The sequence below is a fragment of the Bradyrhizobium sp. JR4.1 genome, from assembly GCF_040548605.1.
GTDB lineage: Bacteria > Pseudomonadota > Alphaproteobacteria > Rhizobiales > Xanthobacteraceae > Bradyrhizobium > Bradyrhizobium canariense.
The window spans coordinates 83,251-110,237 of sequence record NZ_JBEPRY010000023.1 but is presented as its reverse complement, the minus strand read 5'-3'; the positions used below and the strand labels follow the sequence as shown (position 1 = coordinate 110,237).

Here is a 26,987-nt window from a genome sequence, read left to right as displayed (position 1 = left end):
GAATGCACGGACTGCTGACCGCGCTGAAGCGCGGCTTCAAGAGATGGATCGGCTGGCGGCGACTCGGCGTTGCGGCGAGCGTCTTTATCATCGCGTTCGCGATCACCACGCTGGTGCGCACCCTCAAGGGCATCGACACCGGGGTCATCCTGACCGCGTTGACCGAGATCCCCCGCGAAAACATCGGGCTGGCGGCGATTTGCGTATGCTTCGCGTTCTGTACGCTGACCTTCTACGACTTTTTTGCACTGCGAACGATCGGCAAGAAGCACGTGCCCTATCGCATCGCAGCGCTCTCCAGCTTCACGTCCTATTCGATCGGCCACAATATCGGCGCCACAGTCTTCACCGGCGGCGCGATCCGCTTCCGGATCTATTCGGATTACGGGCTGAATGCGATCGACGTCGCAAAAATCTGCTTCCTGTCGGGCCTGACCTTCTGGCTCGGTAACATCTTCGTGCTCTCGATCGGCATGACCATCCATCCGGATGCCGCCTCCTACATGGATCAGCTGCCGTCGTCGATCAACCGGCTGATTGCGATCGGCGGCCTCGCCTCGATCGGCGCCTATCTGGTCTGGCTGTGCATGGGCGAGAAGCGCCGCGAGCTCGGCCAGAAGGGCTGGAAGGTGGTGCTGCCGTCAGCGCCGCTGACGCTGGTGCAGATCCTGATCGGCGTCGTCGATCTCGGATTCTGCGCGCTGGCGATGTACCTTCTGGTGCCGGCCACTCCGCAGATCGACTTCCTGTCGCTCTCCGTCGTGTTCATTTTGGCGACGTTGCTCGGCTTCGCCAGCCACGCCCCCGGCTCGCTCGGCGTGTTCGACGCCGCCATGCTGGTGGCGCTCCCCGAATTTGGCCGCGAGCAGCTTCTGGCCACGCTCCTCGTCTTCCGCATCCTCTATTTCGTGATCCCGTTCGGTCTTGCCATCTCCATCATGGGCACACGCGAGCTCTGGATGAATGTGGTGGAGCCCTGGCAGGAGCGTCGACGGCTGGCGGAGGCCTGCGCGCAGGCCAACCTGCCCAAGCAGGTGGCAGCGATGGAGCGCGAGCGGTCGCTGCGGCAGGCCAGCAAACGCTGAGCATGATCCGGAAAAGTGCGAAGTGGCTCTCCGAAAAGATCATGCTCCATCGATAGTCCGCTAGACGGCGGCCGGCAAAACCGTCAGACCAATGTTGCAGGCGGAGAGCAGCTCTCTTATTTCCGCCTCAACTTTGCCGTTGAAAACGCGGGCCATGATCCCTGTATTCCTTCGCCGTTTCCTCGCCGGTGCCCTGCTGCTCGCCGGGCTCCTCCCCGCCTTGCCGCCGGAGCGGGCGGCCGCGCAGGACGCCGGCGCCATGCAGATCAGCTGGGAGGTGCGCAACCGCTTCCGGCTGTTCCGCGAGGAGCGCGACTTCCTGCTCCATGTCGAGAACGCGCGTAACCGCAGCATCCTCGCCGCCGAGCAATCGCTGGAGCTCCAGAGCGAGGGCCGCGGCTGGGCCCGCAACATGGTCAACCGGCTCTGCATCGACCTCCAGGGCCGGGTCAACCAGCCCTGCACCCGCGACAACACGAAGGAAAACTACCTCACTCCCCTCGACCATCCCGTCACCGTGCGCCTCGCCGGCGCGGTGCCGGTCGGCGCCACCTGCGCCTGGTCGTTCGACGACGGCGACGGACCGCAACAATCCACCTTCGACTGCGCCGAGCCGGTCAATCTGCGGGTACGCTACGGCAAGCAGACGGTCGCGAGCGTCGACGTCTCCTCCGGCTCCGATCCGACCCAGCGCGTCCAGACCGAGATCCAGGTCCGCGACATCTTCGTCGCTGGCCTCGGAGACAGCATCGCCTCGGGCGAAGGCAATCCGGACCGACCGCTGGCGCTGTCGGACGAAGGTTTTTGCTTCCGCTCCTATCTCGGCACCGCCGGCGCGCAGTATTACCGGCCGAGCCGGGCCGGCTTCAAGGGCGGCCGCGCCTGCGAAGCGCCGGATACGCTTGCCAACTGGCAGCGCTACAGCGCGCTCTGGTTCAACTCGCCCTGCCACCGATCGCTCTACAGCTACCAGGCCCGCACCGCGCTGGCGCTCGCGGTACGCTACACCCACGTCGCCGTAACCTTTCTGCCGCTCGCCTGCACCGGCGCCAGCATCAGCGACGGCCTGCTCGGCTCGCAGCGCGCCCGCGAATGCCCGCCCGGCAAGACCGGCGTCTGCAACATCAGTGTGAACGCGCAGGTCGCCGAGCTGCGCGAGGCGCTGACCGCCGCGAGGAAACGCCAGCCCGAGCGCACACTCGACCTCGTGCTGCTCTCGGTCGGCGCCAACGACGTCTATTTCTCCGGCCTCGTCGCCGACGTGATCGTCGAGACCGCAACCGAGCGCGCGATATTCCGGCGCTCCGGCGTGATGGCAAGCGTCGATGATTCACGCGATGCGCTGGCGCGCGAGCTGCCGCAGAATTTCGTCAAGCTGCGCGAGGCGCTGAAGCCGCTGGTCGGCGGCGACCTCTCGCATGTGGTCTACGTCTCCTATGCCAATCCGGCGCTCGCCGATGGCGGCGTGCCCTGCCGCGGCGGCCGCGCCGGCTTCGACATCCATCCGTCCTTCAACGCCGACCCGCAGCGCCTCGCCCGCGTCTCGACCTTCGTCGACACCGAATTCCTGCCGCAACTGAAGGGGCTCGCCACCTGCACCCGCGGCGCGCTGTGCCGCGATCCCGAGGCCGACCGCATGACCTTCGTGGATTCACATCAGGCGGCGTTCGCCGATCACGGCTTCTGCGCGCATTCGGGCAACGATCCCGAATTCGACCGCACCTGCTTTGCCGAGAACGGCCAGAGCTTCAATCCTGACATCGTGAGCGCGGCGAGCCAGCCGATGCTGTGCGGCCGCGGCGCCTCCGAATTCCGCGCCTATCTGCCGCGCGCGCGCTGGATCCGCGACGCCAATGACAGCTATTTCGCTGCGATGACCTATCCGCAAGGCTTGCCGGCAGCAAGCCAGCCGACCGACATTCATGACGCGACCTGGGGCGTGCTCTCCGCTGTCTATGGCGGCGCCGTGCATCCGAGCGCCGAAGGCCACGCCGCGATGGCGGACGCGGCGCTGCCGGCCGCAAGCGCCGTGCTGGGACTCGATGCGGCACCGCCGGGCGTGACACGCGGGCTGCTCGCGCCGCTACTGCCGGGCGCGCAGCAGTAGTAGCAAAAGCGAGCGCTCACTACACTCTCGGTGTCATCGCCCGGATTGACCGGCCGATCCAGTACGCCGTGACAGACGTGACTGAATCGAGATGCCGCGGCGTACTGGATTCCCCGTTTTCGCGGGGAATGACAGTTGAGTACGTGGTGAGCACGTTCGCCATCAGCTCAACCGTTCCTCCCACCTGCCGTTCCATCCATCCAAAAACGGCATCGATCGATACTGCCTTGAACTTGGACAGTTTGCCGCGCGCACCTCTAGGAGTCGCAGTGGGGAAACGTTTCGAGTTCTAAGGAGGCGCGTCATGAGCGCAGTGATGTCCGCAGCGGACGTGAGAAGGTCTCGCGTCAGACTGTTTATCGTGACCATGTTGTTCCTGGTCACGACCGTCAATTATGCCGATCGCGCCACGTTGTCGATCGCGGGCCCCGCGCTCTCGAAGGAGCTGCACCTCGATCCGGTCGCGATGGGCTACATCTTCTCGGCGTTCGGATGGTCCTATGTGATCGCGCAGGTGCCGGGCGGCTGGCTGCTTGACCGCTACGGCTCCCGCCTCGTCTATGCCTTCAGCATCATCGTCTGGTCGCTGTTCACGACGCTGCAGGGCTGGGTCGGCTTCTTCAGCGCCGGCACCGCGATCGCCGTGCTGTTCGGCTTGCGCTTCCTCGTCGGCATCGCCGAAGCGCCGTCTTTCCCCGCCAACGCCCGCATCGTCGCGGCTTGGTTTCCGAGCAACGAGCGTGGCACCGCCTCTGCGTTCTTCAATTCCGGGCAGTATTTCGCCACCGTGATCTTCGCACCCTTGATGGGCTGGATCGCGCACGACTACGGCTGGCGCTACGTGTTCTTCGTGATGGGCGCGCTCGGAATCATCATGGGCCTGGTCTGGATCAAGACTGTCTACGGGCCGAAAGAGCATCCCGGCGTCAACGAGGCCGAGTTTGACTACATCAAGGACGGCGGCGCGCTGGTCGATCTCGACGCGCCCAAAGACGATCTGAAGCAAGAGCGCGCGGCCGAGGCCGGCTCCGGGTGGGACCACATCCGCCAGCTGCTCTCCAACCGCATGATGCTCGGCGTCTATCTCGGCCAGTACTGCATCAACACGCTGACCTATTTCTTCCTGACCTGGTTCCCGGTCTACCTCGTCAAGGAGCGCGGGCTGTCGATCCTGCAAGCCGGCTTCGTCGCGACGCTGCCGGCGCTGTGCGGCTTCATCGGCGGCGTGCTTGGCGGCGTCATCTCCGACGCGATCCTGCGCAAGACCGGCTCGTTGACCATGGCGCGCAAGATCCCGATCGTCGGCGGCATGCTGCTGTCGATGTCGATCATCGCCTGCAACTATGTCGACGGCCAGGCACTGGTGGTCGGCTTCATGGCGCTCGCCTTCTTCGGCAAGGGCATCGGCGCGCTCGGCTGGGCTGTCGTCTCCGACACCTCGCCGAAAGAAGCCGGCGGCGTCTCGGGCGGCCTGTTCAACACCTTCGGCAATCTCTCCTCGATCAGCACTCCGATCGTGATCGGCTACATCCTGGCCGCGACCGGCTCGTTCAACGGGGCGCTGATCTTCGTCGGCGCCAATGCGCTGGTGGCTGCATTCGCCTATCTCGTGGTCGTGGGCAAGATCGAGCGCGTGGTGCTCAAACGTTCCTCCTGAGGGCTCCCATGGGAGCTTGAGCAGGCAACTTAACGGCGGCTTCACGGCCGCCGTCTTTGTTTTGGGAGTAATCGATGCTAGAAGCGCCGGGGAAAAGCCTTATCCATCTAAGGCATGTATCGATGTTCGACCTCAACCAGCTCCGCTGTTTCGTCACGGTGGCGGAGGAATTGCATTTCGGCCGCGCCGCCGCGCGGCTGAACATGACCCAGCCGCCGCTGTCCCGGCAGATCCAGGTGCTCGAGCACATCATCGATGCGCCGCTGCTGGAGCGTACCAGCCGCTCGGTGCGCCTGACGCCGGCCGGGCGCAGCTTCCTGCCGGAAGCGCGGCGCATCCTGAAGCTTGCGGAAAGCGCCTCGCAGGTCGCCCGCCGTATCGCGCTCGGCAAGTCCGGCTCGCTGAAGATCGGCTTCACCGCGGCCGCCGCCTACGGCTTTCTCCCCGAGCTCGTCGCCGCCTGCCGCGCCAAGCTGCCCGAGGTGGACTTCTCGCTGAAGGAGATGGTGTCGGGCGACCAGTTCGAGGCCCTTACCTCGGGCCAGATCGATGCCGGCCTGCTCAGGCCCCCGATCGCGCGCCCGGAAATCGCCAGCCGCCGCGTCGTCGCCGAGCCCCTGCTCGCCGCGATCCCGAAAAAGCATCCGCTGGCGAATGCCGAGAGCGTCACGATCAAGGATTTCGACAACCAGCCGTTCGTGATGTATTCGCCCTATGAGAGCCGCTACTTTCACGACGTGCTGGTGGCGCTGTTCACCCGCGCCGACATCCTGCCGCGCTATGTCCAGCACCTGAGCCAGATCCACTCCATCCTCGCCATGGTTCGCGCCGGCCTCGGCCTCGCCATCGTGCCGGCGGCGGCGGCGAGCTTGAAGATCGCGGACGTCCGCCTGCGGCCACTGAAGCTGCGCACCCGCGTCCCGGTCGAGCTGTTCATGGTCTGGCGCCGCGACGACGAAAATCCGCTGCTCTCGGCCCTCGTCAAAATCGCGAGCGAATTGTCCTCGGCGGAGGTGATGGAAGATTGATGCTGAATTCGCATCGGTCGATATAGGCTTTGGCTTGGACCCGCATCGAACGGTCTCCTAAACCACGGCGCATGGACGCGCAGCCTTTGCGTCCTCCACAACACGAGACCAGGGAGCAGCGCCCATGAGCAAGATGACCCCGCAGGAAATGGCCCAGAAGATCGGATCCGGCCTCCTGTCTTTCCCCGTCACCCCGTTCAAGGCGGATTACTCCTTCGACGAGGCGACCTACCGCGCCAATATGGATTGGCTCTGCGGCTATGACGTCGCAGGCCTGTTCGCCGCCGGCGGCACCGGCGAATTCTTCTCGCTGACGGCCGCCGAGGTTCCGCAGGTCGTGAAGATCGCCGTGGACGAGACCAAGGGCCGCGTGCCCGTGCTCGCCGGCACCGGCTACGGCACCGCCACCGCGCGCGAGATCGCGATCGGCGCGGAGAAGGCCGGCGCCGACGGCTTGTTGCTGCTGCCGCCTTATCTCACCCATGCCGAGCAGGACGGCCTTGCTGCCCACGTGGAAGCGATCTGCGCCTCCGTGAAGATCGGCGTCATCGTCTACAACCGCGACAACGCCATCCTCCAGCCCGATACGCTCGCCCGCCTCGCCGAACGTTGCCCGAACCTCGTCGGCTACAAGGACGGCATCGGCGACATCGAGCTGATGACCCGCGTCTACACCAAGCTCGGCGACCGCCTGACCTATATCGGCGGCCTGCCGACCGCGGAGACGTTCGCGCTGCCCTATCTCGACATGGGCGTGACCACCTACTCCTCGGCGGTGTTCAACTTCGTTCCGGAATTCGCCACCAATTTCTACGCCGCCGTACGCAAGCGCGACCACGCGACGATCCACGCCGGCCTGAAGGACTTCATCCTGCCGCTGATCGCGATCCGCAACCGCAAGAAGGGCTATGCGGTCTCGATCATCAAGGCCGGCATGAAGGTGATCGGCCGCGATTCCGGCCCAGTCCGTCCGCCGCTGACCGATCTCACCGAGCAGGAGATCGCGGAGGTCACGGCGCTGGTGAAGAATCTGCCCGCCATCCGATCGTCACAACAGGCTGCAGAATAACAGCGGCACAGGGAGGAGCCTGCGATGGCCAAAACCGAGATCACTGGCGCACCGGTCGTCACCGCGATGCAGGTGATCCCGGTCGCAGGCCGTGACAGCATGCTCCTTAATCTGAGCGGTGCGCATGCGCCGTTCTTCACCCGCAACATCGTCATCCTCACCGACAATGCCGGTCACACCGGCGTCGGCGAGGTGCCCGGCGGCCAAAAGATCTGGCAGACGCTGCAGGACGCCCGTGATCTCGTGATCGGCAAGACCGTCGGCGCGATGAACAACATCCTCGCCGACGTTCGTACAGCCTTCGCCGATCGCGATGCCGGCGGCCGCGGCAAGCAGACTTTCGATCTCCGCGTCATGATCCACGCCGTCACGGCTGTGGAGTCCGCCCTGCTCGACCTGCTCGGTCAGCATCTCAACCTGCCCGTCGCAGCCCTGCTCGGCGAAGGCCAGCAGCGCACCAGCGTCGAGACGCTCGGCTATCTCTTCTTCGTCGGCGACCGGCGCAAATCCAAGCTCGACTATGTCGGCGGCGAGAGCGGCAAGCCCGAATGGTTCAACCTCCGCCATCAGCAGGCGATGACGCCGGAAACGGTGGTGCGGCTGGCGGAAGCCACCCACGACCATTACGGCTTCGCCGATTTCAAGCTGAAGGGCGGCGTGCTGCGCGGCGAGCAGGAGATCGAGGCCGTCACCGCAATCGCCAGGCGCTTTCCGAATGCGCGCGTGACCCTGGACCCGAACGGCGCATGGTCGCTCGACGAGGCTGTCGGCCTCTGCAAGGATATGCACGGCATCCTCGCCTATGCCGAGGACCCCTGCGGCGCCGAAGGCGGCTTCTCCGGCCGTGAGATCATGGCCGAGTTCCGCCGTGCAACGGGCCTGCCGACCGCGACCAACATGATCGCGACCGATTGGCGGCAATTGTCCCATGCGTTGCGCCTCGGCGCGGTGGACATTCCGCTGGCCGATCCCCATTTCTGGACCATGCAGGGCTCGGTGCGCGTGGCCCAGACCTGCCGCGACAACGGCCTGACCTGGGGTTCGCACTCCAACAACCATTTCGACATCTCGCTCGCCATGTTCACCCATGTCGGCGCCGCCGCCCCAGGCAAGGTCACCGCGATCGACACGCACTGGATCTGGCAGGACGGCCAGGCCCTGACGAAGGAGCCGCTCCAGATCAAGGCCGGCAAGATCGCCGTGCCTGAGAGGCCGGGCCTGGGTATCGAAATCGACAGGGCCGCCATCGATGCCGCGCATGACCTCTATAAGCAGCATGGACTCGGCGCCCGCGATGACGCTATTGCCATGCAGGACTTGATCCCCGGCTGGACCTTCGACGACAAGCGTCCCTGCCTGGTTCGTTAAAAACTCTGGAGGAAGCTATGACTGCGATCCTGAAGAACTTCATCGGCGGCGAATGGGTCGACGGCTCCGGCGTCACCAAGAACATCAATCCCTCCAACACCAATGATCTCGTCGGCGAATACGCCAAGGCCGACAAGACGCAGACCGAGAAGGCGATCGCAGCAGCCAAGGCCGCCTTCCCCGCCTGGGCGCAATCGACACCGCAGGCGCGTTATGACGCGTTGAACAAGATTTCGCTCGAGATCATCGCCCGCAAGGAAGAGCTCGGTCGCCTGCTCGCTCGCGAGGAAGGCAAGACGCTGCCCGAGGGCATCGGCGAGGTCGCCCGCGCCGGCCAGATCTTTGCGTTCTTCGCCGGCGAGGCGCTGCGCATGATCGGCGAGAAGGGCGCTTCCGTCCGTCCCGGCATCGACGTCGAACTCACCCGTGAGCCGATGGGCGTCGTCGGCATGATCACGCCCTGGAATTTCCCGATCGCGATCCCCGCCTGGAAGATCGCCCCGGCGCTCTGCTATGGCAATACCGTGGTGTTCAAGCCGGCCGAACTGGTGCCGGGCTCCGCGCATGCGCTGTCCGAGATCATCACCCGTTCCGGCATTCCCGCCGGCGTGTTCAACCTCGTGGTCGGCTCGGGCTCCGTGGTCGGCCAGACCCTGATCGAGCATCCCGACGTCGCCGCGATCACCTTCACCGGCTCGGTGCAGACCGGCCGCAAGATCGCGCAGGCCTGCGTGACCTCGAGCAACATGAAGAAATTCCAGCTCGAGATGGGCGGCAAGAACCCGCTGGTGGTGCTCGACGACGCCGACCTCAAGACCGCCGTCGAAGTCGCCGTCAACGGCGCCTATTTCTCCACCGGCCAGCGCTGCACCGCGTCCTCGCGCCTGATCGTCACCGAAGGTATTCACGACCGTTTCGTTGCGGCGATGACCGAGCGCCTGAAAGGCCTGACGGTCGACGACGCGCTCAAGGCCGGCGTGCATATCGGCCCCGTGGTCGACCAGAGCCAGCTCGACCAGGACCTGCGCTACATCAAGATCGGCCAGGACGAGGGTGCCAAGCTCGCCTGGGGTGGCGAGCTGCTCAAGCGCGAAACGCCCGGCCACTACCTGCAGCCGGCGCTGTTCACGGAAGCCAACAACAACATGCGGATCGCGCGCGAAGAAATCTTCGGGCCGGTCGCGACCGTCATTCGCGCCAAAAACTACGAGGAGGCGCTGGCGATCTCCAACGACACCGAGTTCGGCCTTGCCTCCGGCATCTGCACCACCAGCCTGAAATACGCCTCGCACTACAAGCGCAACAGCGAGTCCGGCATGGTGATGGTCAATCTGCCGACCGCCGGCGTCGATTATCACGTGCCGTTCGGCGGCCGGAAGGGTTCGAGCTACGGCGCCCGCGAGCAGGGCTCTTACGCGCGCGAGTTCTACACCACGGTGAAGACGGCTTATACCTTCCCCGGCTAGCCACGGGGAAGATTCGTAGGGTGGGCAAAGCGAAGCGTGCCCACCACTTACGTTCGGTGTGAAGATGGTGGGCACGGCGCGTTGCGCCTTTGCCCACCCTACGACTACGGAGGCAAAGCGCAGATGGACCAGTCAGTCGCAGCGAAAGAGCAGCCCCGCTACATCAAGCTCAACGATCGCGACAACGTCGCGATCGTTGTCAATGATTTCGGCCTTCCCGCCGGCTCCCGCTTCGCCAGCGGGCTGACGCTGCGCGCCTTCGTGCCGCAGGGGCACAAGACGGCGCTGGTCGACATCCCGCAGGACGCCCCGATCATCCGCTACGGCGAGGTGATCGGCCATGCGCTCGCGCCGATCCTGGCCGGCGAATGGGTGGACGAAGCGCGCATCCGCATGCCGGAGGCCCCTGCCCTCGACAAGCTGGAAATCTCGACCGCCGTCCCCGCGCCGTTGCCGCCGCTCGATGGTTTCACGTTCGAAGGCTTTCGCAATTCCGACGGCTCGGTCGGCACCAAGAACATCCTCGGCATCTCCTCCTCCGTGCAATGCGTCAAGGGCACGATGGAATACGCGGTGAAGCGCATCCGCGCCGAGCTGCTGCCGAAATATCCGAATGTCGACGACGTCGTGCCGCTGACGCACGCCTATGGCTGTGGCGTCGCCATCAACGCGCCTGATGCAGTGATTCCGATCCGCACGCTGCAAAACATCGCGCAGAACCCGAATTTCGGCGGCGAGATCCTGGTCATCAGCTTGGGATGCGAAAAGCTCGCGCCCGAGCGTCTGGTGCCGGAAGGCGTCAGCAATGCCATCGTGCGCATGCAGGACGAAGCCTTCGACGGCTTTGGCGCCATCGTCGACGCGATCATGACCCAGGCAGAGGCCCGCCTGAAGATCCTCAACAAGCGCACCCGCGAGACCTGCCCGGCCGCCGATCTCGTCATCGGCCTGCAATGCGGTGGTAGCGACGCCTTCTCCGGCGTCACCGCGAACCCTGCGGTCGGCTTCGCCGCCGACCTGCTGGTGCGCGCCGGCGCCACCGTGATGTTCTCGGAAGTCACCGAAGTGCGCGACGCGATCCAGCTGCTCACGCGACGCGCCATCAACGAGGACGTCGGCCGCGCGCTGGTCCGCGAGATGGCCTGGTACGATTCCTATCTCGCCCGCGGCGGCGCGGACCGCAGCGCCAACACCACGCCGGGCAACAAGAAGGGCGGCTTGGCGAATATCGTCGAGAAATCATTGGGCTCGATCGTCAAGTCCGGATCAAGCGCAATCACCGGCGTACTCTCGCCCGGCGAGAAGGCGACGCAGAAGGGCATGCTGTTTGCGGCGACGCCGGCATCCGACTTCATCTGCGGCACGCTCCAGCTCGCCTCCGGCATGACGCTGCAGGTGTTCACCACCGGCCGCGGCACGCCTTACGGCCTTGCGGCTGCGCCCGTGATCAAGGTCGCGACCCGCAGCGAGCTCGCGCGACGCTGGAAGGACCTGATCGATTTCGATGCCGGCGGCATCGCGACCGGCGAGAAGACCATTGAGGAGACCGGCTGGGACCTGTTCCGCCTGATCCTCGACGTCGCCAGCGGCCGCACCAAGCCGTGGTCGGATCGCTGGGGCATCCACAACGATTTGACGCTGTTCAATCCGGCGCCAGTGACCTGAGCGCCGCGCGCGGACGCTGCCTCGCCGCGCGGGATGACGCCTTGGTCTACGTCATGCTGCCCGGCATGAAACAGCGCACGCGCGGATGGCCGTCGATATAGTGCTTCCACACCATGGTGCGGCCGATCTTGTTCGGCTCGGTGATGACGGCGCCGTCGGGCACGACGATCCATTCGCCGTCGAGATGCACGCGATAACGGCCCTTCTCGGACTCCCAGTCGACATCGGCGACCACATAGCCGTCGGCATCCGAGCAGCATTGGCCGTATTCGCTGTGAAGGCTCTCGAACCAGGGTTTTAACGGCGAGTTGGCGTAGCGGCCGTCGTCCCGCGCCAGCGTCGGGGCGGTCGGCAGCACCGTCAGGACCAGCAGCATGGCGGCACACGATATTGCACGTCTCATGTCGTCTCCGCGGATCGAGGTCATCGCCGCGGGGCGATAGTTGCCGTTCGCCTCCGCGACTCGGCGAAGGCGTCAGGGACGGCGACTCATTCCCCCAGCAGCTTTGCGGATAGCTATGCAAATCCGGCGCCACCGCGCATTCCGGGGAACTACTGGCGCGGGTCCGGCAGGCGTTCGTCTTTCGAGGGGTATGACCGCTACTCGCGCGCCAAGATCTCCGCTGTCTCAGCCGGCCGCATGCGCGATTGCGCACGGTGACACCGCGCAAGAACGCGGAGAGGCTGCGGCGTACCGGAGTCCCCGCCTTGGCGGGCAATGACAGCGGTGTGTGGAGCTATGGAAGTTCGGGCGCCAATGGCGCCCCGACGTAGACCCTACTGCTTCGGCGCCGGCGCCATCATCGCGCCGCCCTTCTTCGCCGCGGGCACGGGCGCGGGTTTGGTCGCGGCGGTCGCTTGCGCCGGGAGATATTTGGCGACGATGGCGGGATCGACCTGCGCGATGTTGGCGTCGGGAAGACGCGTCCAAGTCTCGTCCTTGCCGAACAGAGAGATGCCGAGGAAACCGCGCATCGTCAGGGTCTGTCCGTCCGGGCTGACCGTCATCTTGGCCTTCCAGATGTTGCCGTCGCGCGGATTGACCACGTTGCCGCCGTCATACTTCAAGCCGTCGCGCTTCATGTCGCGGATGAAGGAGAGGCCGAGCACCGGCGCGTTCTTGCGATCGTCCGTGCATTTCGCGCAGATCTCGTTCGGGTCGTCGCCAGGCCGCGGAAAGGTTTTTGCGATAACGCCTTCGAAGATGCCGTTGTGGTCGATGAAGAGAAACCATCCCACCGTCTTGCCGTCTTCGACCTTCTGCCAGAGGCCTGCGGCGGTCGGCTGCTGCACTTGCGCCGCAACCGGGCTCACCGCACCGAGCGACATCGCGAGCGCGAGGATCGAGAACAGCCGAAAGCTGGAAAAGAGAGTCCGCATTATCATCACCTTGCTGAGCCAATCGCCTTGCTAAGCCGCCAACTGCAATGGCCGCAGACTACGGCGATTTCGCGAACTGTTCCAGCACCAGAAACATGGGGCATCGCCCGCCGCCGTCAGTTGACGCCGAGCTTCTTTTGCAGGCTGGAGGACGAGGTCGTGTACTGGAACACGAGCCGCTTCTCCGGATAGACGTAGCGATGGGCTTTTTGCGACATCAGCGCGCCCTCGTGGAAACCGCACAGGATCAGCTTGATCTTGCCGGGATAGGTGTTGATGTCGCCGATCGCGAAGATGCCTGGCACGTTGGTCTCGAACGCGGATGTCTCGACCGGCACCAGATTGTTCTCCAGCGCGATGCCCCAGTTCGCGACCGGACCGAGCTTCATGGTCAGCCCGAAGAACGGCAGCATGGTGTCGCAGGTAATTTCGCTGACGCTGTTGTCATTGCCCTTGACGGTGGCGCCGCTCAGCCTGCCCTCGTTGCCTGACAGCGCGGTGACCTGGCCGAGGCGCAGATCCATCTTGCCGGCCGCGACCAGCGCGCGCATCTGCTCGACGCTGTGGGGGGCGGCGCGAAAATCGTCGCGACGGTGCAAGAGCGTGATGCGCTTGGCGATCGGATGCAGATTGAGCGTCCAGTCGAGCGCGGAATCGCCGCCGCCCACGATCAGCACGTTCTTGTCGCGGAACGTCTCCATCTTGCGCACGGCGTAGTGCACCGAACTTCCTTCATAGGCTTCGATCCCCGGCACCGGTGGACGCTTGGGCTGGAACGAGCCGCCGCCGGCAGCGATCACCAGCACCTTGCATTCGAACACCTTGCCGGCGTCCGTCGTGCAGCGGAACAGGGGATCGCCGATCTTCTCCACGGTCTCGATCATCTCGCCGAGATGGAAAGTCGGATGGAACGGCTTGATCTGCTCCATCAGCGCGTCGGTGAGGCCCTGCCCCGAAACCTGCGGAATGCCGGGAATGTCGTAGATCGGCTTTTCCGGATAGAGTTCTGCGCACTGGCCGCCGACCTTGTCGAGGATGTCGACGAAATGCGTCTTCATGTCGAGAAGGCCCAGCTCGAAAGCGGCGAACAGACCGCAGGGGCCGGCGCCAATAATCAGCACATCGGTTTTGATCGCGTCGCTCATGTCGTCTCTTTATCGTTATCGGTCGTTCGGTGGGACGGCGCCCTGTGGGCCGAGGTGACCCTGCCTGTCTAGCCAACGGGGATGGATCAGGGAAGGCATAAAAGGGGGAGCGCCCCGCAGCCGCGCCCACTTGCCGGGTCAGGCTAACTGGCTGTAACCAGCAACGATATGACGGAGATCAACCGGTGAACGCACCAAGCCGCCTCGATACGACGCCGCGCCTGGAGGACTACCCTTTTCGCCTCAGCGACAATGTCCGCTTCGGCGATCTCGACCCTAACCAGCACGTCAACAACGCGGTCTACGCCACCTATTTCGAGACCGGCCGTGTCACGCTGATGAAGCTTCCGGAATACGGCCTGACGCCGCCGGGACTTGCCTGGATCATGGTACGGCTCGACATCCATTTCCGCGCCGAGTTGCACTGGCCGAACACAATCGAGCTCGGCCTCGGCGTCGCGAAGCTTGGACGAACGTCGGTGACGTTCGAGCAGGTGGTGTTTTCGGAAGGGAAGTGCATTGCATCGGCGACATCCGTCGCCGTGATGATCGACGAAGCGTCGCGCCGGCCAACGCCACTGATCGCGGAAGTGCTCGAGAAGCTCAGACCCTGGCACAAGCGCGGCATCCAGGTCGCGCCGCCGAGCACATGAATAGCTAACAGCGTTAGGCCTGGCGTTCCGGCGTCGCCACCACGAGGCCGTCGAGATCGTCGGAGACCTTGATCTGGCAGGACAGGCGCGAGTTCGGGCGCACGTCGAAGCCGAAGTCGAGCATGTCCTCTTCCATCGGCGTCGGGCTGCCGACCTTCTCGCGCCAGGCTTCGTCGACATAGACATGGCAGGTGGCGCAGGCGCAGGCGCCGCCGCATTCGGCCTCGATGCCGGGAATGCTGTTGCGGATGGCGGCTTCCATCACAGTCGCGCCGTTCTCGACGTCCACCGTACGGGTTTCGCCCTTGTGATCGACAAAGTGAATTTTGGCCATGTGTGCTCGTGCTGCCGCGATCTAGGGAATGAAGGAGGGTCCGGGCTGTCCTATAACGGGTCGGTCAGCCCGGCGCCATAGCGTTTTGATGAAGTCGCGAATACCGCTTCGCGGGAAGAAAACCCGTCAAAACAAAAGACTAGAGTACGGGTCTGGTGTTGTCGCCCTAAGTGTTGAGGATCGCCTCGATGGCGGCGCGCGCCTCGGTCACCGCCTCTTTCAGCGCGGCAAAGGCGTGAGGCCGGCCCTGGCCGGTCTGGATCGCGGTCTCCAGGCTGGCTGCGGCGTCCGCCACCGCCAAGGCGCCGATCCCGCGCGCCGAGCCCTTGAGCTTGTGGGCGAGTGCGCCGGCCTCGGCCGGGAGCGCTGCCATCGCCGCGATCAGGCGCACCGCCTGCTCGGCAAACATCGCCAGCACTTCCTGTCCCAGCTCGGAATCGCCGAGCGTCATGCGGGAGAGATGATCGAGGTCGAGCGGGCTGTCGATGGGTGCAAGCGGGGGCGAGGGCATCCAGTCCATCCGTTGCAGTTCAGGAGTCATGGCGCAGGCCCCGGCATCGCGCGATGTCCGCCGGTCCGGCGGTCAAGTTCCCTCCACCCAAGCACGGAAATGGTTAACGAAATGTTCCGGCCGTTTTACGCAAATCTGCCTGTTTATCGACGAAAAGTTGCCGCAATCCGGCGAGTCCGGTGGAGAATTGCATTTATTGCTAAGGCCTTACGGCGCGATCCTGTTAACGATGATTAAGAATGTCTTAATCGCGGGCATTTCATTCGCGACGCTCTGCCAATAGGATGTTGGAGAAATTGGCGGACAAGCCGTCCGGGTGGGGATGGCTCGGAGATCCGCGCAAGCGGCATGATCCGGACTGTGGGCTTGCGTAGCGCGCAGAGCTCGCGGGGGGACGCGTACAAGTAACGAGGGCTCGGACTGAACATGGCAAACACTCCGAAAAAGGTCAAAGACCCCACAGAAGATGCGCTTTCTGCAATCCAGGAAGCCCTGAACATCAGCGACACGGCTGCGGACACCAGCCGCAACGCCTCGATGCGCAGCGAAACGCCGCCTCCGGTCGCGCCACCGGCTCCCCCGATGTTCGACGAACCGAGCTTCGACGCGCGTCCTGCCGCGAACGAACGCGCGATGTTCGACCAGATCGAGGAGCCGCGCTCCTCGCGCCGCGCCGCCAATGACGACCGTGCGACCATCGGCCAGCTCTTGCAGACGTTGCAGACGGGACGCCCGACCCGCAACATCTACACCGGCGCGACCATCTTCACCGTCATCTGGCTGGCGGCCTGCGCCGCGCTGACGGTCGGTTTCCTGCCTTCGGTCCAGGCGGCGATGGGCCAGAGCGGCGGTGTGTTGGCCATTGCCGGCCTCGTCACGATGTTCTTCGCGCCGATCATGCTGTTCTTCTTCCTGGCGAGCCTCGTCTGGCGCGGCCAGCAAATGAGCTCGGTCGCGCAGGCGATGGCGCAGGTTGCGATCCGCTTCTCCGAGCCGGAAGGCTCGGCTTCGGATTCGATGGTGACCGTCGGCCAGGCCATCCGCCGCGAGGTTGCGGCGATGGGCGACGGCATCGAGCGCGCCATCGCGCGCGCCGGCGAGCTCGAGACGCTGGTCGCCAACGAGGTCGCGGCGCTCGAACGCGCCTATTCCGACAACGAAGTGCGCATCCGCGCCCTGCTCCAGGACATCGCGCATCAGCGCGACAATCTGGTCGGCCAGGCCGAGCAGGTCCGCAGCGCCATCTCCGGCGTGCAGATCGATTTGCGCCATGACATCGCACTGATCTCGGACGCGATTGCCTCGCGCGTCGACGAGGTCGCAAAGTCGATCACGGGCGCGCTCGAAGAGCGCGGCGCCCACATCACCGGTGCGCTCAGCAACGCCGGCGACAACATGATCCTCGCGCTCGGCGAGCGCGGCGGCGACCTCCTCGACCGCCTCGAGGAGGCCAGCAACGAGACCACGCGCGCCGTGCTCGACGCCAGCGAGCGACTGACCACCAGCCTCAATTTCAAGACCGGCCATGTCCACGACGAGTTCGTCGACCTCGCCGACCGCGTCCACGAAATGCTGAACGAGCGCATCGACCGCATCACAGGCGAGTTCGAGCAGCGCTCCGCCGCGATCGTCGACGGCATCTCCGAGCGCACAGAGCAGGTGCACGACAGCCTGAAGAATTCGTCGGACTCGCTGCTGCTCGAGCTCGAGCTGCGTTCCAACGACCTCTCCGCCAAGATCGACGACGCCGGCAACCGCCTCGCCGGCCACATCATGACCTCCGGCGACAAGGCGAGCGAAGCGCTCGACGCCACCGTCAACACGCTGGTCGCCAAGGTCGTCAGTCAGACCGAGACCGCGCACGATTCGCTGTCGCTGCAGATGAGCGCCTTCGACGAGCTGGTGAAGAACCAGGGCACCGAGCTGGTCGAGAAGTTCGCCCGCGACTCCGGCACGCTGGGCGCATTGATCACCCGCCACATCTCCGAGTTCGACCGCACCGTGAAAACCTTCGGCGGCGAGATCGTCGATCGGATGGGCCAGCGCACCCAGGACATCCATGAATCGCTGAAGACCTATGTCGACAATTTCGACACCCGCTTCACCTCCAACGGCGGCGCGATCACGGCTGTGCTCGACCAGCGCCTGGTGCAGTTCGAGACCACGGTTGGCGAGCGCGTCAGCAACCTCGACGCCTCGCTGAACGGCAAGATCTCGGGTCTCGACTCGACGATCGATGGTCACATCAAGACCTTCGACGAGCAGCTCGTCGGCCGCGTCGCCGCGCTCGAACAGTCGTTCGATACCCGTGCGAAGTCGGTCACCGAGACCATCGACGGACGGCTCAACACGCTCGCCTCGTCGCTGACTGACGGTGCCGCGCAGGCGATCCAGTCGATCGACTCCCGCCTCACCCATCTCACGACGTCGCTGACCGATGGCGCATCGCAGGCGATCGAGACGATCGACAACCGTCTCAACCACCTCACGACCTCGCTGACGGATGGCGCATCGCAGACCATCCAGACGATCGACACGCGCCTCACGCATCTGACGACCACCCTCACCGGCGGCGCGTCGCAGGCGCTCGAATCAATCGACACGCGCCTCACCTACCTGACCACCGCGGTGACGAACGGCGCCTCGCAGGCGGTGCAGTCGATCGATACCCGTCTCACCCTCCTGACCTCGACGCTCACCGACGGCACCGCGCAGGCGATCGAGGCGGTCGACCGCCGCATCACCGGCGTCACCGAGATCATCGACGGCCGCAGCATGCACCTGACCGACACCGTCACGGCGCGCTTCCAGGACATCCAGCAGGCCATCGAGACCAAGGTCGGCTCGGTCGCCAGCGACATCGACGTGCGCGTGGCGCAGTTCGAGGACCTGCTCGGCTCGCGCGTCGAGGCCGTCGCCGGCCGCATCGAGAGCAGCGGACGCCAGGCCAGCGAGGACATGATGTCCCGCGCCGAGATGATCTCGACCGCGATCCGCTCGCACGTCGAGGACGCCGAGCGCTCGCTCACCAACCTCGTCGTCAACACCAGCGAGACCATCCAGACCGGTGCGCGCACCGCGCAGCAGTCGCTGATGACGGTTTCCTCCGACGTCAACGCCCAGCTCAAGATGACCTCCGCCGAGGTCGAGCGCGCGCTGACCGCTGTCGGCACCGGTGCCGCGAACTCGATCCTGACCAGCGCCCGCGAAGCGCAGTCGACGCTGGTCGCCGCGTCGGGCGATGCCTCCAACCAGATCAAGGGGCTCGCGGCCGACGTCGAACGCACGCTGTCGTCGGCAGGCTCGGCGACCGCCGCCTCGATCTTGGCCGGTGCCCGCGAGGTGCAGACCACGCTCGTCACGGCGTCCTCGGATGCGGCCAACCACGTCAAGACCCTCACCGCCGACGTGCAGCGCTCGCTCTCGATGGCCGGCACGACCACGGCGGAATCGATCACCGCCGGCGCCCGCGATGCGCAGAGCGCGCTGATCGCGGCCTCGAGCGAGACCGCCAACCAGATCAAGGCGCTGTCCTCCGACGTGCAGCGCTCGCTCTCGATGGCGGGCACCGCGACGGCAGAGACCATCATGACCGGCGCCCGCGAAGCCCAGAGCACGCTCGTCAACGCATCCTCGGATGCGGCGAGCCAGGTCAAGTCCCTCGCCGCCGAAGTGCATCGGTCGCTCTCGCAGGTCGGCCAGTCGACCGCCGAGACGATCACGACCAGCGCCCGCGATGCCCAGAGCACCCTGCTGGCGGTCTCCGCCGAACAGACCGGCCAGGTTCGTTCGCTGGCGGCCGAGATGCAGCGCGCGCTGGCGACCGCCGGCGGCGCCACCATCGAGGCGCTCACCAGCGGCGTACGCGAAGCCCAGGGCACGCTGATCTCCGCCTCGACGGACGCAGCAGGCCAGATCAAGTTGCTGACCATAGACATCGAGCGCACGCTGACCTCGGTCGGGGCCGACACCGCCTCGACCATCCTCAACAGCGCGCGTGAGGCGCAGACCTCGCTGACCTCGACCTCGGCGGATGCCGCAAGCCAGATCCGCACGATCTCGAGCGAGATCGAGCGCACGCTTAGCACGGCCACCGCGAACGCGACCAACGACATCCAGACCAGCGCGCTCAACGCCCAGAACGCGCTGATCAACGCCTCCAACGAGGCGAGCTCGCGGGTGAAATCGAGCTCGGCGGACGTCGAGCGCTCGGTGCTCGCCGCCAGCAGCAGCTTCGGCCAGGCCATGACCGGCAAGACCGACGAGATCGTCACCTATGTGCAGCAGCAGTCGGACCGTCTCGCCAACATGATCGACGCCAAGCGCGGCTCGCTCGTGGACGCGATCGGCTCGAAGACCAGCCAGCTCACGCTCGACATCGACCGCGTCACGTCCGACGCGCTGAAGTCGATCGAGACGCGCGGCCACGCGTTCTCCCAGACCATGATGGGCAACGGCTCCGAAGTGGCGCGAACCATCAACTCGGCGAGCGAAATGGCGACGGGTGCCGTCAACAAGTCGCTCAAGGATCTCGAGCAGGCCTCGCGGGCGGCGATCGACCAGTCGCGCCAGGTCTCGATCGCGGCCGTCACCGAGATGCAGGAGACCAGCAAGATCCTGCGCACCGACACGGTCGCCCTGTTCGAGCGCCTGCGCGAAGGCAACATCCTGCTTCAGGAGGTGCTGACCGGTGCGCACGACAACCTCAACTCGCTCGAGCGGGCGCTGGTGACGCGCGTCGCCGACTTCGTCTCGGCGATGAACGACGTCACCTCGCGCAACGGCGCTGCGACGCAGAACCTGGAAGACCAGCTCAACGTCTTCAACAGCAAGACCACGCGGGCGCTCCAGGATCTCGGCGAGCTCTCGACCCAGTTCGACGCGCACGGCAAGGCACTGGTCGAGGCCGCGCAGGTCGTCGAGCAGAGCAACAAGAACACCACCGCCTCGCTCGCCGAACGCAAGGAGGCGCTGGAATCGCTCGTCACCACGATCGACCTGCGCACGGCCGATCTCGACCAGCGACTGTCGCGCTTCACCGGTCTGCTCGATGAATCGCTGGCGGCCGCCGAAGAGCGGGCTCGCGACATCGCCCGCGTCGTCGCGGAGACCGCCGGCGCAGGTTCCGCCGCGATCACCCGCCAGTTCGAAGCGGTGCGGTCGGCCTCCGAAGAGGAGCACCGGCAGACCGTCGAGGCCATGCACGACATCTACCGCCAGACCACCGACGAGGCGGATGCAATGTTCAAGCAGTCGACGGAGAAGTTCACCAACCTCGTCTCCAGCATGAAGCAGATGGCGTTCGAGATGCACAACGAGCTCGAAGCCACCCGCAACGAGCTGCGCCGCGGCGTGCTCGAGATGCCCCAGGAGGCCGCCGAGAGCACTGCGCAGATGCGCAAGGTGATCGTCGACCAGATCGAGGCCCTCGCCGAGCTCAACCGCATCGTGGCCCAGCACGGCCGTGGCCTCGACGTCTCCACGACGGGCCGCGCCAGCGTGCAGCGCCAGGAAGAGCCGATGCTGGCGGCCGTCGGCGCGCGCAGCACCGACACGCGCATGCGCGAGAGCGCCAGCGCCTCGACGCTGCCGCCGCCGGACCTCGGCATGCCCGCCTCCTCGCGCCGCACCGAAGCGCCGCCGGTTGCACCGGCCGGCAACGACCAGGGCCGTGACGGCTGGCTGTCGGACCTCTTGAGCCGCACGGACGCCAACCAGGGTGCGCCCACCGGACGTGAGCCCCAGCGCGGCCGCCAGGCTGCACCGGCGCCGCAGCCGCAGGCCCCGCAAGGTGGCGGCAATCCGCTGGAATCCTTGTCGCTCGACATCGGCCGGCTGATGGACCGCAACCTCGCGTCCGAGATGTGGGACCGCTACCAGCGCGGCGAGAACAAGGCCTTCACCAAGCGCCTCTACACGCCCGCGGGCCAGAAGGCCTTTGACGAGGTCGCCCGCAAGTATCGATCCGACCGCAACTTCAAGGCCACGGTCGACCGCTATGTCGCCGAGTTCGAACGCCTGCTCGACGAAGTCGCCCGCGACGGCCGCGGCCCGCAGGAGCTGCGCAACCACCTGACCTCCGAGACGGGCCTGGTGTACACGCTGCTTGCTCACGCAGCGGGCCGGCTGGGATAAGCGGTCAGTCGCCAAGACGCATGACGAATGAAAACGGAGGCCTCACGGCCTCCGTTTTGTTTGGGGCGTCATTAGGTTTGGGCGTCATTAGGAACGAAGCGTTCGACCAAGCACTCGGTGTCGTCCTGGCGAACGCCAGGACCCATTATCCCAGGGAGGAGTTTGGCGAAGACCAGTCGTACGGTACTGCCATCGACCGCAATCGATGGACCTCGCGGTATGGGTCCTGGCGTTCGCCAGGACGACATCTGGGACGCCTACTGCCGCCTGCGCTCCGGCACGGCGGGCTTCGGCGGCTCGGGCGGCGGTGGCGGCGCAGCCGCCGGTGCGTTGTTGCTGGCGCCGAACAGGACGCGGGTCGGGTTGCGGTCGAAATTGTTGACGGCGCGGCTGATATCGCCGAGCGTGCGGCGGCCGTCGGTCATCAATGCGCCGGAGCGCTTGTCGAAATCGTCGGCCAGTTCGCGGATCGACTTCACCGCCAGAAACAGCTCGCCGCCGTCCTTGCCGCCGGCGAGCGTGTTGAGGCCGAGCATGAGGCTGTCGGCCTTGAGCATGACGCCGTCGACCTTGGCCATCACGCCGTCGATCTTCTCCGAGTTGCGGGCGAGCGAGTTGGTGAAGGTCTCGAGATTCTTCAGCGAGTTCTTCACCGATTCCTGATTGTCGGCGACGATCTTGTTGATGTTCTGCAGCGTGCCGCGGATCGCCTCGGTGACGTCCTGGAGCTTGTTGGGATCGGCCGTCAGCGTCGGAATGCCGTCCTCGTCGAGCGGCGGCGCAGGCGCTGCCTCCTCGCCGCCCTTGAGCGAGATCGCGGCGACGCCGGTCAGGCCCTGGAATTCGAGGCCGACCAGGGTGTCCTTGCGGATCGGGGCGTTGTTCTCGACCATGGCGAGTGCGACAACCCGCCGCGGGTTGTCGAGCTTCACCGAGACCACCTCGCCCACCCGGATACCGTTAAAATTGACGCTGCCACCGTTGCGCAGGCCCGCCGCCGGGCCCTCGAACACGACGCGCAGCGGGCTGCGCTGCTTGGTGGTGTGCAGCGACTGAAACCACAGCACGAAGCCGATCGCGGCGGCGATCACCGCCAGCGTGAACGACCCGATCAGCACGTAATTTGCGCGCGTTTCCATCAGCTACTCCGGCACCTCAGCCCATCACCGCGCGTGCGCGCTTGCCATGGAAATATTGCCTCAGCCAGGGATGCTGCGAGGCCTGCATGTCGGCGATCGAACCTGCCGCAATGATCTTACCGTTGCCTAAAACGGCGATGCGGTCACATGCTGTGTAAAGGCTATCGAGGTCGTGGGTTACCATGAAAACGGTCAGCCCCAAAGTACGCTGCAGCGTCCTGACCAGCTCGTCGAAGTCGCCGGCGCCGATCGGATCCAGGCCCGAGGTCGGCTCGTCCAGGAACACGAGATCCGGGTCGAGCGACAGCGCGCGCGCCAGCGCCACGCGCTTGATCATGCCGCCCGACAGTTCCGAGGGAAAGCGATCGGCCACTTCGGGCTTGAGACCCACCATGGTGAGCTTGGCGACGGTGATCTCGTCCATCAGCCGCTGCGACACCCGGAGATATTCGCGCATCGGAAACTGAATGTTCTGCCGCACCGTGAGCGAGGAGAACAGCGCGCCCTGCTGGAACAGCACGCCCCAGCGCCGCTCCACGTTGCGACGCTGCGACGTATTGGAGGCATCCAGGTCGACGCCGAACACCTCGATGCTGCCTGCGACCTTCGGCACGAGGCCGATGATGGTGCGTGTCAGCACGGACTTGCCCGCGCCGGAAGGACCGACGAAGCCAAGAATCTCGCCGCGCTTGACGTCGAGGTCGAGCCCGTCGAGCACGCGCGTCGCGCCGAACTGCACGGTGATGTCGCGGACGCGGATGATGGGGTTCTGGATCTCGCCCGCCATCGGTCACATCCCGATCGAGGCGAAGAAGATGGCGAACACGCCGTCCATGACGATGACGAAGAAGATGCCCTTCACCACCGACGCCGTCGTGTGCTGTCCGAGCGATTCCGCGCTGCCCTGCACGGCGAGACCCTCGACGCAGGCGACGATGCCGATCACCGCGGCCATCACCGGCGCCTTGACGATGCCGACGATGAAATGGTCGATCGAGATGGCGTCGCGCAGGCGCAGCAGGAACGCTTCGGGATCGACGCCGCCATAGAGCCAGGCGACGAGACCGCCGCCATAGAGCGCGGCCATCGCGCCGAGGAAGGCCAGGATCGGCAGCGCCAGCACCAGCGCCAGCATGCGCGGCAGCACCAGCACCTCGATGGGATCGAACCCCATGGTGCGCAGCGCGTCGATCTCTTCGCGCATCTTCATCGAGCCGAGCTCGGCCGTGTAGGCGCTGCCCGAGCGGCCGGCGACCATGATCGCGACCAGCAGCACGCCGATCTCGCGCAACACCAGCACGCCGAGCATGTCGACGACGAAGATGTCGGCGCCGAACCTGCGGAAATGGAAAATGCCCTGCTGGGCGATGATGCAGCCGATCAGGAAGGTGATCAGCACCACGATCGGCACCGCGCGCCAGCAGACCTGCTCGAGATGGTGCACGGTCGAGGTCAGGCGGAACGAGCGCGGGTGAATCAGGGTGCGCGCGACCGCCGCGAGCACCGCGCCGAGCATATCGATCAGGCCTGCGACGGTGCCGGCAACCCCGGCCACGGTCCGGCCGATCTGCTCCAGCATGCCGGTGATGGTGATCGTGCTGGTGTCGACGACGGGCGGCGCCCTGACCCGTCGCACCTCGTCCACGAGGCTCGAATAATTGGCGGAGAGGCCGGCGATCTGCGCCTCGACGGCGCCCTGCGTCAGGCTGCGGCGCAGCCGCTCGATCAGCCAGGCGCCAAAGGTGTCGAGCTTGGTGACCTCGGACACGTCGATGAAGATGCTTTGCGGGCCGCCGGCAAGCTTCTCGGCGTCAGCCACCATCCGCTCCAGGACCGGCGCGAAGCTCGCGGTCCAGGTTCCGGTGGCGCAGAGTGCCAGCGCATTGCCCTTCGCAATCCGTTCCAGCTTCGGATCGCCGTTCAAGACGTCCGCTCCCGTGCCGGGGCGCGAGAAACGGTTGAAATCAGATGGTTGCGCACGCGCCCTTACCCGGAGAAGGTATCCCCAACTGGTTAACCTTAGTTGCTAGAGGTAACCAGCAGGTTCAGATTTCGCCAGAGTTCAAAATGACTTCCAGCAAAGTTCCTGCCCTCGCCTCGCGAATCGAGCGCTTCCCCATTGCGGGCAGTTTCACCATCAGCCGGGGCGCCAAAACCGAGGCCGTCACCGTCGTGGCCGAGGTCAGCCGGGACGCCCTGACCGGCCGCGGCGAATGCGTGCCCTATTCCCGCTATGGCGAGACGGCCGAGGCGACCCTTGCCGCCATCCAGGCCATGCGGGAGGCCGTGGCCGGCGGCCTCACCCGCCAGGCCCTGCAGGCCGCCATGCCGCCCGGAGCGGCCCGCAACGCCCTGGATTGTGCCCTGATCGATCTGGAAGCCAAGGCGGCCGGCTTGCGGGCCTGGAGCCTGCTCGACCGCCCGTCGCCGGGCGAGCGCACCACGGCCTACACGATCTCGCTGGGCACGCCCGAGGCCATGGCGGCGGCGACCGCCAAAGCGGCGCACCGGCCGCTGCTCAAGATCAAGCTCGGCGGCGACGGCGATCCGGAGCGGATCATGGCGGTGCGCGAGGCGGCGCCCGAATCCGAGTTGATCGTGGATGCCAACGAATCCTGGACCGAGGCCAATCTGGAGCACAATCTTGCGGCCTGTGAGGCCGTCGGCGTCACCCTGGTCGAGCAACCGCTGCCCGCGGGCAAAGACCACGCACTGGCGCGGATCAAGCGGCCGCTCGTGGTCTGCGCCGACGAGAGCGTGCACGACCGCAACTCGCTCGCTCCCTTGCGCGAGCGCTATGACGCCGTGAACATCAAGCTCGACAAGACCGGCGGCCTCACCGAGGCGCTGGCGATGGCCGACGCCGCTCAGGCGCTCGGCTTCGAAATCATGATCGGCTGCATGGTCGCGACCTCGCTCTCGATGGCCCCGGCGATGCTGGTGACGCCGCAGGCGCGCTTCGTCGATCTCGACGGTCCGCTGCTGCTGGCGCACGATCGCGATCATGGCCTTCGTTACGACGACAGCCTGATCTATCCGCCTGATGCCTCGCTGTGGGGATGAGCTTTCAGCCGGTGCCGCGTCGACCAGATCAGAAGCGCGCCGGCAGCGGCCATAGCGGCCATCACGTAATAGAGGCCATCGCCGATGCGGGCGTAGATCGCGCCTGACGCGATCGAGGTGGTCGCGCCCAGCAGCCCGTTGCACGCCGCGTAATAACCCTGCCCCCGCGCGATCTGATGCGACGGCACGCGCTGCACCAGCAGACTCATCGTGCCGAGAATGGTCATCCCGAAGCTCAGGCCGTGGCCGAGCTGCACGATCGCCAATAGCGCGAGCGGCGGATCGTGCGCGGTGACGACCCAGCGCACGACCGCGCTCGCGCCCCCGATCGCCATCAGCGAGGACGGATGCAGCGAGAAGCGCGGCGACAGCGCAAAGATGACAATCTCGGCGATCACCCCTAACGTCCAGAGGCCCGCGATCGTCAGCCCGCCGAGGCCCTGGGCCTGCCAATTGATGGCCGAGAATGTATAATACGCGACGTGACTGCCCTGGATCAGCGCAGCCGAAACGATGATGGCCCAGAAGCCGGCATCGCGCAGCAGCGCCTTGCCGGCGTGCACCGCAATCGCCCGTCGCCTGACATCGTCCAGCGGCTGCAGCAGCATGCCGGCGGCGACCGCAATCACGGCCCAGGCGACGATGATCCAGATCAGATCGCGCGCCGCGATGTGGTCTACGAGATAGCCGCAGGCGAGCGAGCCGGCCGCGAAGGCTGCCGAACCCCACAGCCGCACCGGCCCGTAATCGAGCCCGTAGCGGGCGACGCCACGCAGCGCATAGGCGTCGGTCAGCGGCATGGTCGGCGTCCACATCATGCAGGTCAGCGCATAGATCAGGAACAGCGCCAGCGGCTGCTGCTGCAAGCCGACCGCCGTGAACCCGATCGCCGTCGCCAGCACGGAGATCATCATGCCGGCGCGAATCGCATGTCGCTTTTCGGCAAAGGCGGTGATCTGCGGCAGCGTGGTGAAGCGCGTGATCGCCGGCAGCGCGTTGATGAGGCCGATCCAGGCCGCGTCGATGCCGATCGCCTTCAGCCAGACCGGAAAGAACGGCAGATGCGTCCCCGAGACCGCGAACACGGCCGAGTAGAACAGCGCGAGGCTCACGGCGAATCGCCGCTTCCGAGCTGCTGCGATGGGGATTTGTGATTCGCCTGCCATCAAACCAATTGCGATT

General features: G+C 65.7%; 21 protein-coding genes. 12 read left to right on the top strand and 9 right to left on the bottom strand.

Features of this window, described 5'->3' with window-relative positions:
* Positions 1 to 2: 2 nt before the first annotated feature.
* The 8 genes from ABIB90_RS32635 (at position 3) to garD (ending at position 11,445) form a co-directional block, all read left to right on the top strand.
* A complete protein-coding gene (locus ABIB90_RS32635; protein WP_007602064.1) occupies positions 3 to 1,085 on the top strand; it encodes a lysylphosphatidylglycerol synthase transmembrane domain-containing protein in 1,083 nt (360 codons plus the stop codon).
* A 154-nt stretch (positions 1,086 to 1,239) separates the two neighbouring features.
* Positions 1,240 to 3,192 carry an SGNH/GDSL hydrolase family protein gene (locus ABIB90_RS32630; protein WP_354202144.1) on the top strand — a complete coding sequence of 651 codons (1,953 nt, stop codon included), beginning with the start codon at positions 1,240 to 1,242 and terminating at the stop codon, positions 3,190 to 3,192.
* 304 nt (positions 3,193 to 3,496) lie between these two features.
* On the top strand, positions 3,497 to 4,849 hold the full coding sequence (locus ABIB90_RS32625; protein WP_354202143.1) for an MFS transporter: 1,353 nt from the start codon (positions 3,497 to 3,499) through the stop codon (positions 4,847 to 4,849).
* 122 nt (positions 4,850 to 4,971) lie between these two features.
* Positions 4,972 to 5,877: a LysR family transcriptional regulator gene (locus tag ABIB90_RS32620; protein ID WP_007602059.1), complete on the top strand. Its 906-nt coding sequence runs from the start codon at positions 4,972 to 4,974 to the stop codon at positions 5,875 to 5,877.
* A 124-nt stretch (positions 5,878 to 6,001) separates the two neighbouring features.
* Positions 6,002 to 6,946, top strand: coding sequence for a 5-dehydro-4-deoxyglucarate dehydratase (gene kdgD, locus ABIB90_RS32615; protein ID WP_007602056.1), 945 nt, complete (start codon positions 6,002 to 6,004; stop codon positions 6,944 to 6,946).
* Between the two features lie 24 nt (positions 6,947 to 6,970).
* Positions 6,971 to 8,314 carry a glucarate dehydratase gene (gene gudD, locus ABIB90_RS32610; RefSeq protein ID WP_354202142.1) on the top strand — a complete coding sequence of 448 codons (1,344 nt, stop codon included), beginning with the start codon at positions 6,971 to 6,973 and terminating at the stop codon, positions 8,312 to 8,314.
* Between the two features lie 17 nt (positions 8,315 to 8,331).
* Positions 8,332 to 9,780 (top strand): aldehyde dehydrogenase family protein, encoded by a 1,449-nt coding sequence (locus tag ABIB90_RS32605; protein WP_354128019.1) that lies wholly within the window; start codon positions 8,332 to 8,334, stop codon positions 9,778 to 9,780.
* Positions 9,781 to 9,903: 123 nt separating this feature from the next.
* Complete coding sequence (gene garD / locus ABIB90_RS32600) at positions 9,904 to 11,445, top strand: galactarate dehydratase (protein ID WP_354202141.1); 1,542 nt, start codon at positions 9,904 to 9,906, stop codon at positions 11,443 to 11,445.
* 46 nt (positions 11,446 to 11,491) lie between these two features.
* Here garD and ABIB90_RS32595 read toward each other — a convergent pair whose 3' ends face one another.
* From ABIB90_RS32595 to ABIB90_RS32585, 3 genes are all read right to left on the bottom strand, one after another.
* Complete coding sequence (locus tag ABIB90_RS32595) at positions 11,492 to 11,848, bottom strand: hypothetical protein (RefSeq protein ID WP_354128017.1); 357 nt, start codon at positions 11,846 to 11,848, stop codon at positions 11,492 to 11,494.
* A 374-nt stretch (positions 11,849 to 12,222) separates the two neighbouring features.
* Complete coding sequence (locus ABIB90_RS32590; protein WP_354128016.1) at positions 12,223 to 12,825, bottom strand: DUF2147 domain-containing protein; 603 nt, start codon at positions 12,823 to 12,825, stop codon at positions 12,223 to 12,225.
* 116 nt (positions 12,826 to 12,941) lie between these two features.
* Positions 12,942 to 13,970, bottom strand: coding sequence for an NAD(P)/FAD-dependent oxidoreductase (locus ABIB90_RS32585; RefSeq protein ID WP_219682812.1), 1,029 nt, complete (start codon positions 13,968 to 13,970; stop codon positions 12,942 to 12,944).
* A 185-nt stretch (positions 13,971 to 14,155) separates the two neighbouring features.
* Between ABIB90_RS32585 and ABIB90_RS32580 the strand changes: the two genes are divergently transcribed.
* Positions 14,156 to 14,623 carry an acyl-CoA thioesterase gene (locus ABIB90_RS32580; RefSeq protein ID WP_354128015.1) on the top strand — a complete coding sequence of 156 codons (468 nt, stop codon included), beginning with the start codon at positions 14,156 to 14,158 and terminating at the stop codon, positions 14,621 to 14,623.
* A gap of 13 nt (positions 14,624 to 14,636) precedes the next feature.
* Here the strand turns inward: ABIB90_RS32580 and ABIB90_RS32575 are convergent, their stop codons facing one another.
* Together ABIB90_RS32575 and ABIB90_RS32570 are read right to left on the bottom strand one after the other, a co-directional pair.
* Positions 14,637 to 14,957 (bottom strand): 2Fe-2S iron-sulfur cluster-binding protein, encoded by a 321-nt coding sequence (locus ABIB90_RS32575; protein WP_007602043.1) that lies wholly within the window; start codon positions 14,955 to 14,957, stop codon positions 14,637 to 14,639.
* Positions 14,958 to 15,123: 166 nt separating this feature from the next.
* Positions 15,124 to 15,498, bottom strand: a complete 375-nt coding sequence (locus ABIB90_RS32570; RefSeq protein ID WP_354202140.1) for an Hpt domain-containing protein — start codon at positions 15,496 to 15,498, stop codon at positions 15,124 to 15,126.
* Here ABIB90_RS32570 and ABIB90_RS32565 point away from each other — a divergent pair.
* Both ABIB90_RS32565 and ABIB90_RS32560 read left to right on the top strand, forming a co-directional pair.
* Positions 15,497 to 15,751 carry a hypothetical protein gene (locus ABIB90_RS32565; RefSeq protein WP_354202139.1) on the top strand — a complete coding sequence of 85 codons (255 nt, stop codon included), beginning with the start codon at positions 15,497 to 15,499 and terminating at the stop codon, positions 15,749 to 15,751. The genes ABIB90_RS32570 and ABIB90_RS32565 overlap by 2 nt on opposite strands.
* A 143-nt stretch (positions 15,752 to 15,894) precedes the next feature.
* Positions 15,895 to 21,603 (top strand): apolipoprotein A-IV repeat region-like domain-containing protein, encoded by a 5,709-nt coding sequence (locus ABIB90_RS32560; RefSeq protein WP_354202138.1) that lies wholly within the window; start codon positions 15,895 to 15,897, stop codon positions 21,601 to 21,603.
* 257 nt (positions 21,604 to 21,860) lie between these two features.
* On the opposite strand, the gene ABIB90_RS32555 is transcribed toward ABIB90_RS32560, so the two are convergent.
* From ABIB90_RS32555 to ABIB90_RS32545, 3 genes are read right to left on the bottom strand one after another with little or no spacing between them, the layout of a single operon-like run.
* Positions 21,861 to 22,742, bottom strand: a complete 882-nt coding sequence (locus ABIB90_RS32555) for an MlaD family protein (protein WP_354171277.1) — start codon at positions 22,740 to 22,742, stop codon at positions 21,861 to 21,863.
* Positions 22,743 to 22,758: 16 nt separating this feature from the next.
* Positions 22,759 to 23,529, bottom strand: coding sequence for an ABC transporter ATP-binding protein (locus tag ABIB90_RS32550; protein ID WP_354202137.1), 771 nt, complete (start codon positions 23,527 to 23,529; stop codon positions 22,759 to 22,761).
* A 3-nt stretch (positions 23,530 to 23,532) separates the two neighbouring features.
* On the bottom strand, positions 23,533 to 24,666 hold the full coding sequence (locus ABIB90_RS32545) for an MlaE family ABC transporter permease (RefSeq protein ID WP_354202136.1): 1,134 nt from the start codon (positions 24,664 to 24,666) through the stop codon (positions 23,533 to 23,535).
* Between the two features lie 143 nt (positions 24,667 to 24,809).
* Here ABIB90_RS32545 and dgcA point away from each other — a divergent pair, with 143 nt between their 5' ends.
* Positions 24,810 to 25,805 carry an N-acetyl-D-Glu racemase DgcA gene (dgcA, locus tag ABIB90_RS32540; protein ID WP_354202135.1) on the top strand — a complete coding sequence of 332 codons (996 nt, stop codon included), beginning with the start codon at positions 24,810 to 24,812 and terminating at the stop codon, positions 25,803 to 25,805.
* On the opposite strand, the gene ABIB90_RS32535 is transcribed toward dgcA, so the two are convergent.
* Positions 25,775 to 26,971: an MFS transporter gene (locus ABIB90_RS32535; RefSeq protein WP_354171271.1), complete on the bottom strand. Its 1,197-nt coding sequence runs from the start codon at positions 26,969 to 26,971 to the stop codon at positions 25,775 to 25,777. The genes dgcA and ABIB90_RS32535 overlap by 31 nt on opposite strands.
* Between the last annotated feature and the right edge of the window lie 16 nt (positions 26,972 to 26,987).

Excerpts from the sequence above, each read along its gene's own strand:
- ABIB90_RS32635 (WP_007602064.1), top strand. The coding sequence starts at position 3 with ATGCACGGACTGCTGACCGCGCTGAAGCGCGGCTTCAAGAGATGGATC.
- ABIB90_RS32630 (WP_354202144.1), top strand. The coding sequence starts at position 1,240 with ATGATCCCTGTATTCCTTCGCCGTTTCCTCGCCGGTGCCCTGCTGCTC.
- ABIB90_RS32625 (WP_354202143.1), top strand. The coding sequence starts at position 3,497 with ATGAGCGCAGTGATGTCCGCAGCGGACGTGAGAAGGTCTCGCGTCAGA.
- ABIB90_RS32620 (WP_007602059.1), top strand. The coding sequence starts at position 4,972 with ATGTTCGACCTCAACCAGCTCCGCTGTTTCGTCACGGTGGCGGAGGAA.
- kdgD (WP_007602056.1), top strand. The coding sequence starts at position 6,002 with ATGAGCAAGATGACCCCGCAGGAAATGGCCCAGAAGATCGGATCCGGC.
- gudD (WP_354202142.1), top strand. The coding sequence starts at position 6,971 with ATGGCCAAAACCGAGATCACTGGCGCACCGGTCGTCACCGCGATGCAG.
- ABIB90_RS32605 (WP_354128019.1), top strand. The coding sequence starts at position 8,332 with ATGACTGCGATCCTGAAGAACTTCATCGGCGGCGAATGGGTCGACGGC.
- garD (WP_354202141.1), top strand. The coding sequence starts at position 9,904 with ATGGACCAGTCAGTCGCAGCGAAAGAGCAGCCCCGCTACATCAAGCTC.
- ABIB90_RS32595 (WP_354128017.1), bottom strand. The coding sequence starts at position 11,848 with ATGAGACGTGCAATATCGTGTGCCGCCATGCTGCTGGTCCTGACGGTG.
- ABIB90_RS32590 (WP_354128016.1), bottom strand. The coding sequence starts at position 12,825 with ATGCGGACTCTCTTTTCCAGCTTTCGGCTGTTCTCGATCCTCGCGCTC.
- ABIB90_RS32585 (WP_219682812.1), bottom strand. The coding sequence starts at position 13,970 with ATGAGCGACGCGATCAAAACCGATGTGCTGATTATTGGCGCCGGCCCC.
- ABIB90_RS32575 (WP_007602043.1), bottom strand. The coding sequence starts at position 14,957 with ATGGCCAAAATTCACTTTGTCGATCACAAGGGCGAAACCCGTACGGTG.
- ABIB90_RS32565 (WP_354202139.1), top strand. The coding sequence starts at position 15,497 with ATGGCGCAGGCCCCGGCATCGCGCGATGTCCGCCGGTCCGGCGGTCAA.
- ABIB90_RS32570 (WP_354202140.1), bottom strand. The coding sequence starts at position 15,498 with ATGACTCCTGAACTGCAACGGATGGACTGGATGCCCTCGCCCCCGCTT.
- ABIB90_RS32560 (WP_354202138.1), top strand. The coding sequence starts at position 15,895 with ATGGCAAACACTCCGAAAAAGGTCAAAGACCCCACAGAAGATGCGCTT.
- ABIB90_RS32555 (WP_354171277.1), bottom strand. The coding sequence starts at position 22,742 with ATGGAAACGCGCGCAAATTACGTGCTGATCGGGTCGTTCACGCTGGCG.
- ABIB90_RS32550 (WP_354202137.1), bottom strand. The coding sequence starts at position 23,529 with ATGGCGGGCGAGATCCAGAACCCCATCATCCGCGTCCGCGACATCACC.
- dgcA (WP_354202135.1), top strand. The coding sequence starts at position 24,810 with ATGACTTCCAGCAAAGTTCCTGCCCTCGCCTCGCGAATCGAGCGCTTC.
- ABIB90_RS32535 (WP_354171271.1), bottom strand. The coding sequence starts at position 26,971 with ATGGCAGGCGAATCACAAATCCCCATCGCAGCAGCTCGGAAGCGGCGA.